General features: G+C 39.8%; 11 protein-coding genes. 3 read left to right on the top strand and 8 right to left on the bottom strand.

Annotation, left to right across the window (positions count from 1 at the left end; translation table 11 throughout):
- Position 1: 1 nt before the first annotated feature.
- Both ACKWB9_RS00635 and ACKWB9_RS00630 read left to right on the top strand, forming a co-directional pair.
- Positions 2 to 412, top strand: coding sequence for a response regulator (locus ACKWB9_RS00635; protein ID WP_414001040.1), 411 nt, complete (start codon positions 2 to 4; stop codon positions 410 to 412).
- A 188-nt stretch (positions 413 to 600) separates the two neighbouring features.
- The gene (locus ACKWB9_RS00630; protein ID WP_414001039.1) at positions 601 to 1,008 is read left to right on the top strand and encodes a response regulator; all 408 of its coding nucleotides are present in this window, start codon (positions 601 to 603) and stop codon (positions 1,006 to 1,008) included.
- 6 nt (positions 1,009 to 1,014) lie between these two features.
- On the opposite strand, the gene ACKWB9_RS00625 is transcribed toward ACKWB9_RS00630, so the two are convergent.
- Together ACKWB9_RS00625 and ACKWB9_RS00620 are read right to left on the bottom strand one after the other, a co-directional pair.
- Positions 1,015 to 2,382: a DUF5689 domain-containing protein gene (locus ACKWB9_RS00625; protein ID WP_414001038.1), complete on the bottom strand. Its 1,368-nt coding sequence runs from the start codon at positions 2,380 to 2,382 to the stop codon at positions 1,015 to 1,017.
- 22 nt (positions 2,383 to 2,404) lie between these two features.
- A complete protein-coding gene (locus ACKWB9_RS00620) occupies positions 2,405 to 5,146 on the bottom strand; it encodes a carboxypeptidase-like regulatory domain-containing protein (protein ID WP_414001037.1) in 2,742 nt (913 codons plus the stop codon).
- Between the two features lie 110 nt (positions 5,147 to 5,256).
- Between ACKWB9_RS00620 and ACKWB9_RS00615 the strand changes: the two genes are divergently transcribed.
- Positions 5,257 to 6,312 carry an endonuclease/exonuclease/phosphatase family protein gene (locus ACKWB9_RS00615; protein ID WP_414001420.1) on the top strand — a complete coding sequence of 352 codons (1,056 nt, stop codon included), beginning with the start codon at positions 5,257 to 5,259 and terminating at the stop codon, positions 6,310 to 6,312.
- A gap of 32 nt (positions 6,313 to 6,344) precedes the next feature.
- Here ACKWB9_RS00615 and ACKWB9_RS00610 read toward each other — a convergent pair whose 3' ends face one another.
- From ACKWB9_RS00610 to ACKWB9_RS00585, 6 genes are all read right to left on the bottom strand, one after another.
- A complete protein-coding gene (locus ACKWB9_RS00610; RefSeq protein ID WP_414001036.1) occupies positions 6,345 to 6,941 on the bottom strand; it encodes a 3-keto-disaccharide hydrolase in 597 nt (198 codons plus the stop codon).
- An 81-nt stretch (positions 6,942 to 7,022) separates the two neighbouring features.
- The gene (locus tag ACKWB9_RS00605; RefSeq protein WP_414001035.1) at positions 7,023 to 7,481 is read right to left on the bottom strand and encodes a hypothetical protein; all 459 of its coding nucleotides are present in this window, start codon (positions 7,479 to 7,481) and stop codon (positions 7,023 to 7,025) included.
- Between the two features lie 93 nt (positions 7,482 to 7,574).
- Positions 7,575 to 10,289, bottom strand: coding sequence for a TonB-dependent receptor (locus tag ACKWB9_RS00600; RefSeq protein WP_414001034.1), 2,715 nt, complete (start codon positions 10,287 to 10,289; stop codon positions 7,575 to 7,577).
- 167 nt (positions 10,290 to 10,456) lie between these two features.
- Positions 10,457 to 12,094 (bottom strand): glucose-6-phosphate isomerase, encoded by a 1,638-nt coding sequence (gene pgi, locus ACKWB9_RS00595; RefSeq protein ID WP_414001033.1) that lies wholly within the window; start codon positions 12,092 to 12,094, stop codon positions 10,457 to 10,459.
- A complete protein-coding gene (locus ACKWB9_RS00590; RefSeq protein WP_414001032.1) occupies positions 12,075 to 13,367 on the bottom strand; it encodes a peptidoglycan DD-metalloendopeptidase family protein in 1,293 nt (430 codons plus the stop codon). The genes pgi and ACKWB9_RS00590 overlap by 20 nt, the downstream gene beginning before the upstream one ends.
- Positions 13,368 to 13,373: 6 nt before the next feature.
- Positions 13,374 to 14,339: a tryptophan 2,3-dioxygenase family protein gene (locus ACKWB9_RS00585; RefSeq protein WP_414001031.1), complete on the bottom strand. Its 966-nt coding sequence runs from the start codon at positions 14,337 to 14,339 to the stop codon at positions 13,374 to 13,376.

Here is a 14,339-nt window from a genome sequence, read left to right as displayed (position 1 = left end):
AATGAAAATGGCCAAAATAGAGCATTGTTGCCTAATAGACGATGATCCCATATTTATTTATGGAACCAAAAGAATTATGAAGGAAATGGACTTTTGTGAGTCCGTTATCGTCTATAACAATGGTCAAGAGGCCCTTGATGGGTTATTGGCAATTTCGGAATCCGGTGAAAAAGTCCCCCAATTGATTTTTTTAGATTTGAACATGCCTATTATGAACGGATGGGAGTTTTTGGATGAATTCACAAAGATTTCCAATAATATATTTAACAAGACCATAGTTTATATCATAAGTTCTTCTGTAGACCCCAGGGATTTGGAAAAAGTAAAGAATTATAAAACGGTCAATAATTATATTCTGAAACCAATAACCCCTAATGATTTGGAAAGTATTTTGGGTACAGTAATGGTCTAAAAAGACAAATCGCTAAACATCAAACAAAAATAATATTTTTATTTGATGTTCAAATCTCTCATATTTAGTCATTTAAGTTATACTCGACTTAAAAAAAGTGTTATTTATTTTATTACTTTATAGAAAAAATCTATTTTCTTCTTTCTTTTGTAAACGAAGGGTGGATAAAAACTATATGGTTTTAGGTTATGAGTGTATTTAATGCTTGCTGTATTATAGATGATGATGAGTTTTTTGCATTTAAAGCAAAAAGGTTAATGAAGGAGACGGGTTTTTGTGAGAACATATTGTGTTACAGGGACGGACAAGAAGGAATAGACAGTCTTATTGGCCTCCTCATAGAAGATATTCCCTTTCCGGAAATTATCTTATTGGATTTGAATATGCCCCAAAAAAACGGCTGGACCTTTTTAGAAGAATTTGATAATATTCCAAAAGCGCAAGTAAAGAATACAAAAATATACATTACAAGTTCCTTTGTAAGTCCAGAGAATATGGCCAAGGCAAAAAAATATGAAATAGTCGAAGATTATATCGTTAAACCCTTGACGGCCGAATCCCTTGAAACGATCATTACTTCGAAAAAGGGGGTGTAAGACTATTTATCTTTCCCCGGGATCGAAATCTTCCGGGGCGGTTTGGGGCAAATTAGTGGTTCCTTGGTTTCCGGTATCATTATAGATAGTCCATTCGGAAAAAGTATATTCGGCATTGGCTCCTGTTATTTCAGCATTCCTTATCGCCCTCCCATCTTCAAATTCATGGTCCGTACCGGTACCATCCTCGCCTACCCTTCCAAAAGCATCTATTATCTGTCCAAAGGGATCGATCAGTTGTAAATTGTCGTCCCCATTGGAATCGGCCGGAGAATTTGTACCTATGGCCACATCCGGAACAAACCCATAAACATTTTCAAACGCCACGGCATTGGGTGAAATAACCAAGGTACTTTCCCCATCTATAACATAATCCGACAGGTCCAATGAGGAGCTAATTTCAGTACTCGCATTGGTATAGCGCACTAATTGCCAACCATTGAGAGATAATGTTTCATCGGAAGCATTGTAAAGCTCTACAAATCTTGCCCCGGAATTATTGTCCGGATCTGCCAATTCCGAAAAAAAGATATGTGGAGATGTAAATTCATTTATTAAATCCGGACACCTTTCCTGAGTGAAATGGATATCTTGTAAATCTCGGACAATCAAATGATAATCCTCATTTTCTCTTAACAATACTCCTGTTATGGACCCATTTCCCTCTGGAAGTATCTCAGATCGAAAATCCGAGAATCCACTATTTAAAAGAACGAGTTCATTGTCATCGCAATCGGTCAAAATACGTTCTGTCTCTTCTCTCTCTATGGCAAAAGCCGCACCCAACCCGCTTTCTGCAATTTCCAGATCATTAAATTGTACCAACGTATTGGTATGGTATTTCTCAAGACCTTGAATTGAAACCTGGGTCGGTTCAATATTTATCACCTCTTCGCATGAAATAAAAAGATGCTCGCCGATAGCCGATGCCGGGAGCCTTCCGATCGAAATATTCCCAAAAGCGCTGAACACTCCTCCCAGTTTGAAAACATCCCTCGATTTTCCCAAATAAAGTCCTTTGAGCTTTATAAATACCTTCTTTCCCACATCAAAAAATAAATGCGAATCCCGAAGATCGATCTCTATTTGAAACCCCGCCCCGGGGTCCACCGGTCTATCCTGAAAATGAAGGGCACTGAAAAAATTACCTGCCTTATCCGAAGAGACGATATAGCCTTCAATGATCAGGTCTTCCTGAATCTGAAAAGTTTCACCCTCGTATAAGTCCTTCACTTCTGTATAGGAGGTATTTGCGACCAGTTCCGATGTACAGGCTTCTTCCGGAGCATCAAAACCTCCATTCTTTACACACCCCAAAAACGACATGCCGTACAAAAGCATTCCCATTGTTATTTTGATCGCTCTATTCATCATTACAACTTAATTTCCCATCTCCTTAAAAACTGAATGCTATATTTAAAAAATAGGTGCGCCCATAGCCATACCAATATTTTGGTGCAAAAGATGGCGAACCACTTAAATTATCCTGTCTCAATTGGCCAAAATTGCCATTTCTGCTCTGTTCATACCCTCCAGTTCTAAATACTGCATCAAAAACATTATTTACACTTAGAAAAATCCCTAAATATTTTCCTTTTTTCAACCACGATTTTCCTCCTGTTAAATTCAATACATAGAAATTATCCAAAGGGGCCTGTGCCAATAAGGCAGCAACGTTTTCTTCATTGGCATCCCTAAAACGTTCCCCGGTATCCGGATCCAGCAAAAAACTATTTGTACGGGTTATCGTAGATATATGGGCATAGTTATTTGCCAAATAGTTTGCTGTCATCCCCACCCACCAATATTTGGGGTCACGATATTCCATACCAATCGAAAATGCTTTTTGAGGCCCTTGTGCCAGCTTATAATCCTTGATTGACGCTGGCCCCAAATCTTTTGACCCGCTCACATCTATTAATTCCTCATCCACCCCCGCCGTATCAAAATTTATGGTCACCAACGGATTACTCGCATAAAGATATTTACCAATAGCGGCGACTCCCGATAGTTTTACCGATGCGGAAAGCTCATATTCCATACCAAACTCAACACCCATATGCAACTTGTCCAAATCCGTTAGCACTTCCTGCACAAAATCTGAACCGACCCCGGAGTCCACAAAGAAAAAATTGATGTCCGTCGTGTTCTGAAACCTCGTATAAAAACCTGTAAGTCTCCCCGTAAGTCTGGGCATTCTCAAAAAGTAACTTACGTCCACTGTAGAGATGGTCTCGGACCGTAAATCGGGAACAATGGTATTGGATTCCCTAGGGTTCACAAAAACATTCTGAAGTACGGGCGCCCTTTTAACATAGGCCGTATTTGAGGTGATCCAATGTCTGCCCGTTAATTTATGCGTAAGTCCTCCTTTGATCCCAAAATCGGAAAAACTTATTTCCTCGCTCTGCCCCAAGGAATTTTCAAAGAACCGCTCATTTTCAAAAAGACCATTTCGTAGGTATTCAATAGTTGAAAATTGTCCCGACAAAAAACCCTTCCATCGGTTAAAATCCAAATTCAGTTGTATAAAGGCATCGGTCTTATTGGCCGATAATTCATAATTATAATTGAACACATCGCCGTTTTCTTTACGGGTGTCCGTTATCAGGTCATTTCTGGTATTGGAAAAGGGATCGATATCCTCATGAAAATCCGCCCCCAATAAGTCATTGATCTGTGCATAGTTATCGGACTTTAAGGTTGTATGACCCAATCCAAAATCTATTTTAAATTTGTTATTCAATTTATAATTTCCATTGACCTTTGTGGTGAATCGACTATTATCTGCCGTATCATCGTACAGTATATAGGCAGCCTTTCCGTTCTGAGACCCAGCAGTATTAGCCCTATAGACATTTTCCCAATTTAACTGCGGGTCGTTCAAGAAACCGGTTCGGGCAATGGCCGCACTTACAAAATTTGCACCTATGGGACTATTGATGTAAAAACTTGGCAAATACCTATAATAGGTCGGATCTGGGTTAGGAGCGTTATAGTATCCCAATCTACTTCTTGCAGTACGGCCCGTTTGGAAAGCCATCCCAAACTGCAAATCAAACTTCGCCGAATCATAAAAGTAATTGAGCATTATTACCGGTTCCGCTATCTTTCGCTCTCTTGTGTTCCTTATTCTTCCATCTTGGGACCCCCAATACGGATTGTATCCGCTTCCGACCAAATCATACACTTCTTCTGTAATTGCAGAGGAACGCCCCCTTCTATTGGAAGCCAAAAAAGCCGTAAGCAATAAGCCGTTCTTTTTGTTCGGCTGATATTGCAAAGCACCATAAATTGAATAAGCATCGTACAAAGTACCCTCTATATAACCTTCCTTGGCCCATCTTCTGGATGCCGAAAGCATATAGGCCAATCCATTTTTTTGCAGACCGGAATTATAGGTCGCCATAATTCTACCTGCATAGGTCCTGTTCGATACCGAGGAAGAAATCCGAACTCCAGGACGTAATCCAGCCGGTCTTAAATCTATATTGGTATTCCCTGAAATTCCACCAAATGTATATTCTGAAGGGGACAACCCATTAGAAAATTCCTGATTCCTGACTACATCGTTAAGCCCGCCCCAATTATTCCATTGTGGCCTGCCATCAAAAAATTTGTTCATGGGAAGGCCATTTAGAAGAACTTCCCCATTTTGGGCATCATAACCCCTTATTCTAAAAAAAGCCTGACTAAAATCAAAAGCGGCCCTATTTAAAAATACATCCCTGGTCGATTGTAAAAGACCCAATGCACTTGAACTGGAACCATCATCTGAAAGTTCGTCATCCGATAGCGTAATAAGATTGTCGTTTTTTTCAATATTTATATCCCTTTCCAAATAGATAATCCCCATATCCAACGTTTTATTTTCCAGGGATAATGGAACTCTTTTGACCAAAAAATCAGGATATGTGACGGTTAAAATATAATCCCCTTTTAAAGGAGTTATCAATTGAAAATTTCCTGATTTATTTGTTTGGCATGAAATACGTTCTCCTTCAATGGCAATGACGACTCCCGTTAAAGGAGTTTTGTCGATTCCATTATAAACAGCCCCTGTTACCTTTGAAATATCCTGGGCGCAGAGACAAGTTAATTGTGCCAGGAACAATAAGAACAAATACTTCTTGAGCATTTTTATGGGTTAGTGCAATGAAAGTAAAAAATTACAAGTTATCAAGAAAGTTATAAATTAGTGCGAAAATTCTGTTTAATTTGATTTATTTGGGAAAAAATAAACATGTAATGCTGTCCAAAGTTCTTTGCCTTTTACTTTTTGGTTCTTATTTGGGTATCGGCCAAAACGACCCTCGGTACAAGCTCCGTACAATTGCTTTCTATAATCTGGAAAATCTTTTTGACACAAAAAACGATACCTTGGTCTTTGATGATGATAGAACTCCAGAGGGCAAGGATAATTGGACCCTTGAACGCTATCAAAAAAAGCTTGCCCACCTATCCAAGGTCATTGCCCAGATAGGGGCAGAAAAAAGGTCATACGCCCCGGATATTGTTGGGGTCTGCGAAGTTGAAAACAAGCAAGTGCTCGTAGATTTGATCGATTACCCCAATTTGCGGGAAAAAAATTACGGAATAGTTCATTTTGATTCACCGGACGAACGGGGAATCGACGTAGCGCTCCTCTATAAAAAAAAATCATTTCTTCCTATCTCATTAAAAAGTCATCGGTTGTTATTGATTGATGATGAGGGAAATAGAAATTATACCCGGGATCAGTTGGTGGTCGAAGGGCTTTTGGATGACGAAAAAATGTACTTTCTGGTCAACCATTGGCCCTCAAGAAGCGGTGGCGAGACAAGAAGTAGGCCCTATCGGATAAAAGCCGCCCAACTGAACAAACGTATCGTAGATTCTATTAGAAGATTGGATATTAATGCCAAGATTATCGGAATGGGTGATTTTAACGATGACCCCATAGATCCTAGTTTTAAAAAAGTGCTTAATGTCAAAGGAAAAATTAAGCAATTGGATTCAATTGACCTGTTCGGGCCCATGGAGCAATTATTTAAAAAAGGGTCGGGTTCCCTAGCCTATAGGGATAAATGGAACCTGTTCGATCAAATCTACATGACTTCCAATTTTTTAAATCCCTCCAAAAGTTCCTACTCCTACTGGAAAGCGGGTATCTTTACCCCCGATTATCTTATTGATCCCAAAGGCAGATATAAAGGATATCCCTTACGCACTTACGCCGGTGGCAACTATATTGGAGGTTACAGTGATCATTTTCCCGTATATATTTATTTGATCAAGAAAGTAGATTCAAAAGATGCCCCTTAATTTAATCGGAATCCTTAAAGGAACAGGGGCGATTAATCTATTATCTCTTCTAGTCGAATATTTCGCCATTTTACCTTTATCCCGCCACCATCGTGAATTTGCAGTGCTATGGCACCTTCTCCGGCCCCTATTTTTTCATCGGTAAGGGTAATCATTTGGGTTCCGTTCAACCATGAGGTAATGGTATCTCCGGACACTTTGATCTTCATTTTATTCCATTTCCCTTCTTTTAATGCCTTGTCTTTTTCCGGATCCGGTTTAATCAGCCAACCACGGCCGTAGGACTCATAAACCCCTCCTGTACTCTTTCCGGGAGGAGCTACCTCTACCTGCCAACCACTTACTTTGGTCCCTTCTACGGTAGACCTTATAAATACGCCGCTGTTCCCATCTGCCTCTTGTTTAAATTCCAACTCCAAGATGAAATTCTTATAATAATCTTTGGTCGCCAGATAACCGTAGGCCTTATCAGGGCCACTTTCACAAACCAACAGTCCATCTTCGGCGTACCATTTTTCTGTACCGTATACGACCCAACCATCCAGATCTTTGCCATTAAATAGTGATTTTTGCTGCGCAGAAACGATAATCGAGAAAAAGAGTAGTGCGAGTGTTATTCCATTTTTCATTTGCATTAAAATTTGTTGAACGCTTATTAGGACACCTCTGATTACCATCGGCATCCTCAGGGGATTATTTATAAAGGTCTGTTAACTGAACCACTGGGACCAAGGAATCCTACTGAGAATAAGCAACAATCCTATGCCGTAAAATATGGCTATACTTTTAAACTTCTTATCCCCTTCAACAAATTTCTTATGGCGGGACCAACCTATCGTTATAAAAACTATGGCCAAAATATTAATGGCCGGGTGTTCTACGGCCAAAAGTCTTGCAGCGGACGTTAAGCCCCCCATCCCAAATTCCTGAATGGCACTTGACCCGCTCGGGGACAAAAAGTATAATCCCAATCCGACCAATAACTGCAAATGACAAAGAATAAGCGCGAACAGGCTAATTCTAAAATCCTTGTGCATTGCAAAAACCCTTTTGGATATTAGGCCTGTAATGGCATTGGCCACTGCCAAAAATAATATTGCCAATGCCACATATGCCAGATAGGAATGTAGATGTTGTATCCAAGTGTAAGCTAATCCTGATTCTTCCATGATTGTAATTTTTCGTTTCTAAAAATACTGATTTTTGAGCATAAAAAAGCCCCACCTGAACGATGGGGCCATAATAATTTACTGGTGGCGGTCCTAAAAGGTATAACGTGCACTTATGTTAAAGGTTCTTCCAAAACCAAAGAAGACCTTGTTGTCCGTTGATATCCCCTTATAGGTTGCATCACTGCCTTCTGCAAAAGTATTGGTCAAAGATTCTGCAATATATTCCGTATTAAAGGCATTATTTAGGTTAGCGGCAATATTTATCATATTAATTCCGCCAAGACTAAATTTATAATATATTCCTAAATCAAATAAGGAATAGCTTGGCAGACGAAGCGAACCCTTGTTGTCCGAACTACTAAAATCCTCAGCATTTAAAAATGCATACAATCTGGAAGCTGAATATAAGGTACTGCTGATCTTTAGGTTTTCAACCGGGCGGACGATCATCTCAAGGCTAGTAGTGAACTGTGCCGCATCACCTACTTTTACCCCATCCAGGAATAAAGTAACATCGGGATCAATAACATTACGATCATCGTCCAAAGCCGCTCCATTGGCATTTCCCCCGTATTCCCAATCCCCCAAGGAAAGCATTCCCCTAAACTGTACGATATCCGAAGCTCTGTAATCCGCTTCGATCTCGATTCCTTGGTGAATTTGCTCTACACCGTTAATGTTGGCATTCCCTTCATCCCCTATAGGGGTCTCTATGCTCACTCTTTCAAATCGGTCTTTCCAAGAAGTTCTGTATAAATTTATTTTGGTCCTAAAATCCCCAAGATTAAGGCCATATCCCAATTCCAGCCCCAGAATTTTCTCATTGGTCAAATCAGGATTCAATTCATTTTCAAAATTAAGGAACACGGCATCGAACAAGGGTTGTTTGGAATAATAGCCGGCATTGAAGAATACATTATTTGCTTCATTAACGTTAAAATTGGCTCCGCCTTTTATATTACCTCCCAAAATATTTTCCCAATCGGTTTCCTGTAAAGGGTCTGAATCCAAATAATTAAAATAATCTATTCTTTTAAAACCTTGTTGGGAAATACCTCCCTGTACAAATGCGGAAACTACGCCGTCTGTATATTCCAACTGCCCAAAAGCTCCGTACCACCTTACCAGACCATCGTTATAATAATCTATTTTTTCTTCCTTATCAATGTTCCTGAACACGTTCACTATAGAACCAAAATCTGAATCGATTACACCATCCGCTCTTATGGTATGATCCGGATTATTGATATCATCATCATCAAAATAACCGTCCGCACCTAACAAATTGTCCACTCTTCTATAATGAATGCCCTTGTAACTTCTTAGATCTATTCCCAAATCATAACTCCAATTATCATTGATCTGTGTATTATGATTGGCGATGAAACCGAACCAATTATGGGAGTTGATCGATGCCCGTCTGATTATCCCGTCCCCAAAACTGGTGACTATCTGTTCTCCATTGGTATTTGGTGACAGTTGCCGTGGGTTCCCATTGTTATCATTATTGTAGAATGTAACTTCTTCACCAGCATTAAACCTGGATATTAAATCATAATCTACCTGTCCGGTTTCCGGAATCCTATACCTGCTGGAATTGGCAAAACCAAAGCTCGGCCCTACACCTATATCTCCTGTTCCGCCACCTCTACCATAAGAAGCATACGCCGAAGTGGATAATGTGGATTTCCCACTGGTTTTCCATTCCCATGTCAAAGAAGTGACGGGCTTATGATAAAAATTCCTTCTCCACCCAAATTCTTCCCCATTTAAGGTACCTCCGTTAAAGTTATAGCGAGTACCATATTCTATATGGTCTTCCAATGTAGCAACATTAAAAAAGCTCGAGGTCCTTTGATTGTGTACCTGAGGTGCACCGGTCAATATAAATTGCAGGTTATGATTCTCATTTATTTCATAGCCTAATCCAATAAAGTAATTAAATCCTTCAAATTTTGTCCCTTGAATGTATCCATCGCCAGCTGTTCTCCCCAACAATAGGGAGGCGGCAAAACCATTTTCGGATTTGCCCGTATTGTATGAAACCGTAGTTTTTAAATATCCATTATTACCCCCTCCATAAGAGATCGTGCCGCCTTGCTCCTTTTCAGTAGATTTTGTTATGATGTTAATAGTGCCTCCAACAGAAGAAATAGCCAATTTGGAGGAACCCAGACCTCTTTGTACCTGAATAGCCGTCGTCACATCGCTTAGACCGGCCCAATTACTCCAAAAAACCCTTCCGTTCTCCATATCGTTTATTGGGATGCCATTGATCATAATGGCCGTATTCTGGGAATCAAACCCCCTTACATTGATTCTTCCGTCACCAAATCCCCCACCTGTTTTTGTAGCATAGATAGACGGTGTGGCCCTAAGGATTTCCGGAAGTTCTTGTGAACCTAATTTCTCCCGTATCTCCGAAGCTCTAATTGTTGAAACGGCAACAGGTGTTTCACGATCCCTCGCAATATCCAATATACCTGTTACGACCACTCCTTCCAATTCCTCGGCACTAGGGTCCAAAATTATTGTGCCCATGTTATTCATATGGGCAAAAGGGACATTCTTAGTAATGAACCCAATATAAGAAATCACCAAAACCCCTGAATCTTGGTTTATATCAATACTAAAATTTCCATCAAAATCAGTAGAAGTTCCATTAGTAGTTCCCTTAATCAAAATAGTGGCTCCGGGAAGTGGCAACCCCGTTTCGCCATCGTTTACGGTACCTGTAATCGTTCTTTGCGAGAATGCGGTCGTAGCTATTAAAATAGCAACGACCATCAAATACATTTTTTTCATTTTTCTAGTGTTTAGTTTTTAATAGTCGCTGTAAAAGTCCTCTATTTTAGAGCTTCCAACGTTAAGAGAACATTAAATTAGTCATCTTAAATATAAGTTAAAAAACCTTACAAAAACACTGTAAATGAACAGGTTATGAAATATTAAAAAAATGAAAAAGAATAGGTTTAATTCTTAAAATTTTGCAGAAGTGTTGTTGTTGAACTATCATGTATTGCGATATCCGAACCCTCTATATCCTTTAGAATGGTCCCGGCCAATTGTTTGCCCAGCTCAACGCCCCATTGATCATAGCTAAAAATGTTCCAAATTACTCCCTGAACAAATATTTTATGCTCATACAAAGCGATCAACGCACCTAAACTTTTAGGTGTCAGTTTTTCTATTAATAGGGTATTTGTGGGTTTATTGCCATGAAATATCTTAAACGGTGTCAACTTTAGCGCTTCTTCTTCTGGAATCCCCTTTTCCCTAAGTTCTTCTATTACCTCCTCCTCTGTCTTACCGTTCATCAAAGCTTCGGTCTGTGCAAAGAAATTGGCCATTAGTTTGTTATGATGGTCCACATCGCCATAAAGTGATTGTTTAAAGCCAATAAAATCTGTTGGAATCAATTTTGTGCCTTGATGAATCAACTGGAAAAAGGCATGTTGGGAATTGGTGCCAGGCTCTCCCCAAATTATAGTACCGGTCTCATAGGCCACTGGATTACCTTGCCTGTCCACACTTTTTCCGTTACTCTCCATAATGCCCTGCTGTAGGTAAGCTGAAAAGCGACTTAAATATTGCGTATAAGGTATAATGGCCTCCGTTTCGGCTTTATAAAAATTGTTGTACCAAACACTTATCAAAGCCATTAAAACGGGTATGTTCGATGAAAATTCACTTTCTTCAAAATGACGATCCATTTCATTTGCCCCATCTAATAGTGATTGAAAGTTATCGTATCCTACGGCCAATGCTATGGAAATACCAACGGCACTCCACAATGAAAACCTACCACCTACCCAGTCCCACATTGGAAACACATTATCCTCGGCAATACCAAATTCCGCAATCTTCTCGGTATTTGTAGATACGGCCGCAAAATGTTTTGCTATATCCCCTTGTTCGGCATGTTTTAAAAACCACTTTTTAATGGTTGTTGCGTTGCTCAATGTTTCCTGAGTGGTAAAAGTCTTTGAAACCACAACGAACAAGGTGGTTTCGGGGTTTAATTCCCGAAGTATTTCACGAACATGATCGCCATCTACATTGCTTACAAAATGCATCTTGAGATGGTTCTTATAAAATTTAAGTGCTTCTGTGACCATAGCGGGTCCCAAATCCGAGCCTCCTATTCCAATATTGACAACATCTGTAAAGGTCTTGCCCGTAAACCCTTTTTTATCACCATTGATTACGGCATCACAAAAATTCTTGATATGATTTCTAACCCCGATAACTTCGGGCATCACATTTTTACCGTCTACAATAATATTATCATCTTTCTTTGCCCTCAAAGCCGTATGCAATACAGCCCTGTCTTCTGTTTCATTGATCAGGTCTCCATGAAAATATTTGGAGACAGCATCTTTAAGCCGTACCTCCTCGGCCAACTGCAAAAGTAATTGTACAGTCTCTTTGGTAATCCTGTTTTTGGAAAAATCAAAAAAGAAATCGTTCCAGGCAAAACTAAAATCCTCTATTCTTTTGGGGTGGTCGGAAAAAAGTTCCTTTAGGTGAAGTTCTTTGGAATCTAAATAATGTTGGGTCAGTTTTTTCCAGGCCTTCGTTGTGGTAGGGTTAGTTTGATTTAGTGCCATTTTCTTCGTTGAGGGTTAACAAATTTTTTTCTTCAATTTTTTCTGGATAGATTATGCAGTCCAATTGATTCTTTTGTGGATCGATATAGGCAAAGTAATCGGGTCTGAGTGGTTCTGGAAGTGGTTCCGCCTGTGGCAGGTCTTCCCGCAACGGATCTACCTGTCTTCCATTTTTCCAAAACCGATAACATACATGTGGGCCTCCGGTATTGCCCGTCATCCCGATCCACCCAATAACATCGCCCTGTCTTACAAATTCCCCTTTTTTCACTTTTTGGTTCTTCATGTGCAGATACTGGGTGGAGTAGGTGCCGTTATGCCTGATCTTTACATATTTCCCGTTCCCGCCCCTCCGTGTAGATTCCGTAACGATACCATCCGCTGTTGCCAGTATCGGTGTTCCGATAGGTGCCGCATAATCGGTTCCTTTGTGGGGTCTTATCTTATATCCGTAATACCGGATACGCCTTTTAAGATTGTACCGGGAAGATATTCTGCTAAATTTAACCGGGGCCCTCAAAAATGTTCTTCTGAGGTTGTTCGCATCCTCATCATAATAATCAATGATATTCTTTAGGGAATCATTTTCATAGGCAAAAGCATAGATGGGCTTTCCGTTATGTTCAAAATAAGCCGCTTCTATTGGTTCCGCTCCCGCATAAACCGAATCATTAATGAATTTTTCCTTGTATATGACCTTGAATTTATCCCCTTTTTGAAGCCTAAAAAAATCAATGGTCCATGCATATATTTCAGAAAGACCGTTCGTAATATTGTAATCGATACCTTGATCCAAGATCGCTTCGGACAAAGAAGTCTCAATAACTCCGGAAGCTTCTCGCTCCACATATTTTACTTTTCTCTTGTTCCTGTAGGCAGTTACGCTATCCCTTAAATCCACTACCGTATAATTAATACGGTCATTTTCATAGATAAAAACCTGTGCTTTTTCCGTGGTGTCCTTAGATTTTAAAATGGTGTACGGTTTTCCCGCAGCTATTCTACGCACATCGAACGTATCCTTAAAGTCTTGTGAAATCTTAAAAATCTTTGGATAATCCACATTATTGGCCAGCATCAACTCCCCAAAACTATCCCCTTTTTTAACAGTGTCCTTTATAACTATGAAATCTTCTATATTAAAGCCGAATTCTTTTGTAATAATCGGTTCTTGGTTGGCCCTTACTTCAACGGTCCCCTTTTGAACGGGTTTACCTTCCTTACAAGAGACGAACAATGCCAACGTTAGTACTATGCCCCAATATTTTCGCATTTTTATTTATTTGGTTTTATCAGGATTAAAGATATGGTCTACCCATTGCTTTCCCCAATCGTTTAATTCTTGATCTGAATAGATTTTGGGGAAAAAGATTACTTTTTGAAAACTCGGGGGCAGGTATTTTCTCCAGTTGGTCCCTCCTGTGGCATCCAAATTGCCCGATTCTTTCCCCAAATAACGATGTGCGGACCCCATGTGCATTAAGGGCCAGTTTACATTTGCATTTACATCCAAGGCCTTTAACGCTTTTATAAGTGCCCCATTCTGTTTTTGTTCCTCGGATAGCCCTAAATATTTATGATAAATGGTACCACCTTCTACCTGCCTCGCAATGCGTATTAATCTTGGTGTATATCTATATTCGAATTGTTTTAGGGTCAATGTCTTCTCTCCTGTAGTTTTATCCGTTGCCCCATTTTTCCAGTAGATATGCTCATATAGCTCCTCTATGGTATTTTCTGCGGAAAAATCGTCTTTTCTGGAGTAGTGTACCAAATTTTCCATTGGAGTGGCATAAATTTCTATCATCCGATATTGTGCGGACTGAAATCCACTTGCAGGCAAAAGTGCCATACGGTATTGAAGAAATTGTTCACGCTCCATTCCCTTGATCATAATCCCAAAAGAAGATATCAAGGCCGTATAATAGCTGTTTATGCGCCTTACTTTTTCAATAAAAAAATCCAGATTTTGGGACTTATCGTCCACCAATTGTTTTTGCTCATGTAATATGAGCTTAAAGTACAACTCGGTAATCTGGTGGTACATTATGAAGATTTCCTCATCCGGAAAATGAGTTCGCGGCACCTGTAGGCTTAACAAGGTGTCTAAGTGAATGTAGTCCCAATACGTAAGATAACGTTGGTATAACAGGCCGTCCAAGTATGAACTTAGATCCTGACCCGAGTCCCTGTATTTTTCCTCAAGTTTTGAAATTTGGGACTGAATCCGCTCTTTTTCCTTCAT

Origin of the sequence: Maribacter spongiae (assembly GCF_047345125.1) — a bacterium.
GTDB lineage: Bacteria > Bacteroidota > Bacteroidia > Flavobacteriales > Flavobacteriaceae > Maribacter.
The sequence above is the reverse complement of the archived record's forward strand: the minus strand, read 5'-3'. Positions and strand labels throughout refer to the sequence as shown.

Bases quoted from the DNA above. Each gene is read 5' to 3' on its own strand.
- ACKWB9_RS00605 (WP_414001035.1), bottom strand. From the start codon at position 7,481: ATGGAAGAATCAGGATTAGCTTACACTTGGATACAACATCTACATTCC.
- ACKWB9_RS00585 (WP_414001031.1), bottom strand. From the start codon at position 14,339: ATGAAGGAAAAAGAGCGGATTCAGTCCCAAATTTCAAAACTTGAGGAA.
- ACKWB9_RS00635 (WP_414001040.1), top strand. From the start codon at position 2: ATGAAAATGGCCAAAATAGAGCATTGTTGCCTAATAGACGATGATCCC.
- ACKWB9_RS00590 (WP_414001032.1), bottom strand. From the start codon at position 13,367: ATGCGAAAATATTGGGGCATAGTACTAACGTTGGCATTGTTCGTCTCT.
- pgi (WP_414001033.1), bottom strand. From the start codon at position 12,094: ATGGCACTAAATCAAACTAACCCTACCACAACGAAGGCCTGGAAAAAA.
- ACKWB9_RS00620 (WP_414001037.1), bottom strand. From the start codon at position 5,146: ATGCTCAAGAAGTATTTGTTCTTATTGTTCCTGGCACAATTAACTTGT.
- ACKWB9_RS00625 (WP_414001038.1), bottom strand. From the start codon at position 2,382: ATGATGAATAGAGCGATCAAAATAACAATGGGAATGCTTTTGTACGGC.
- ACKWB9_RS00610 (WP_414001036.1), bottom strand. From the start codon at position 6,941: ATGAAAAATGGAATAACACTCGCACTACTCTTTTTCTCGATTATCGTT.
- ACKWB9_RS00630 (WP_414001039.1), top strand. From the start codon at position 601: ATGAGTGTATTTAATGCTTGCTGTATTATAGATGATGATGAGTTTTTT.
- ACKWB9_RS00615 (WP_414001420.1), top strand. From the start codon at position 5,257: ATGCTGTCCAAAGTTCTTTGCCTTTTACTTTTTGGTTCTTATTTGGGT.
- ACKWB9_RS00600 (WP_414001034.1), bottom strand. From the start codon at position 10,289: ATGAAAAAAATGTATTTGATGGTCGTTGCTATTTTAATAGCTACGACC.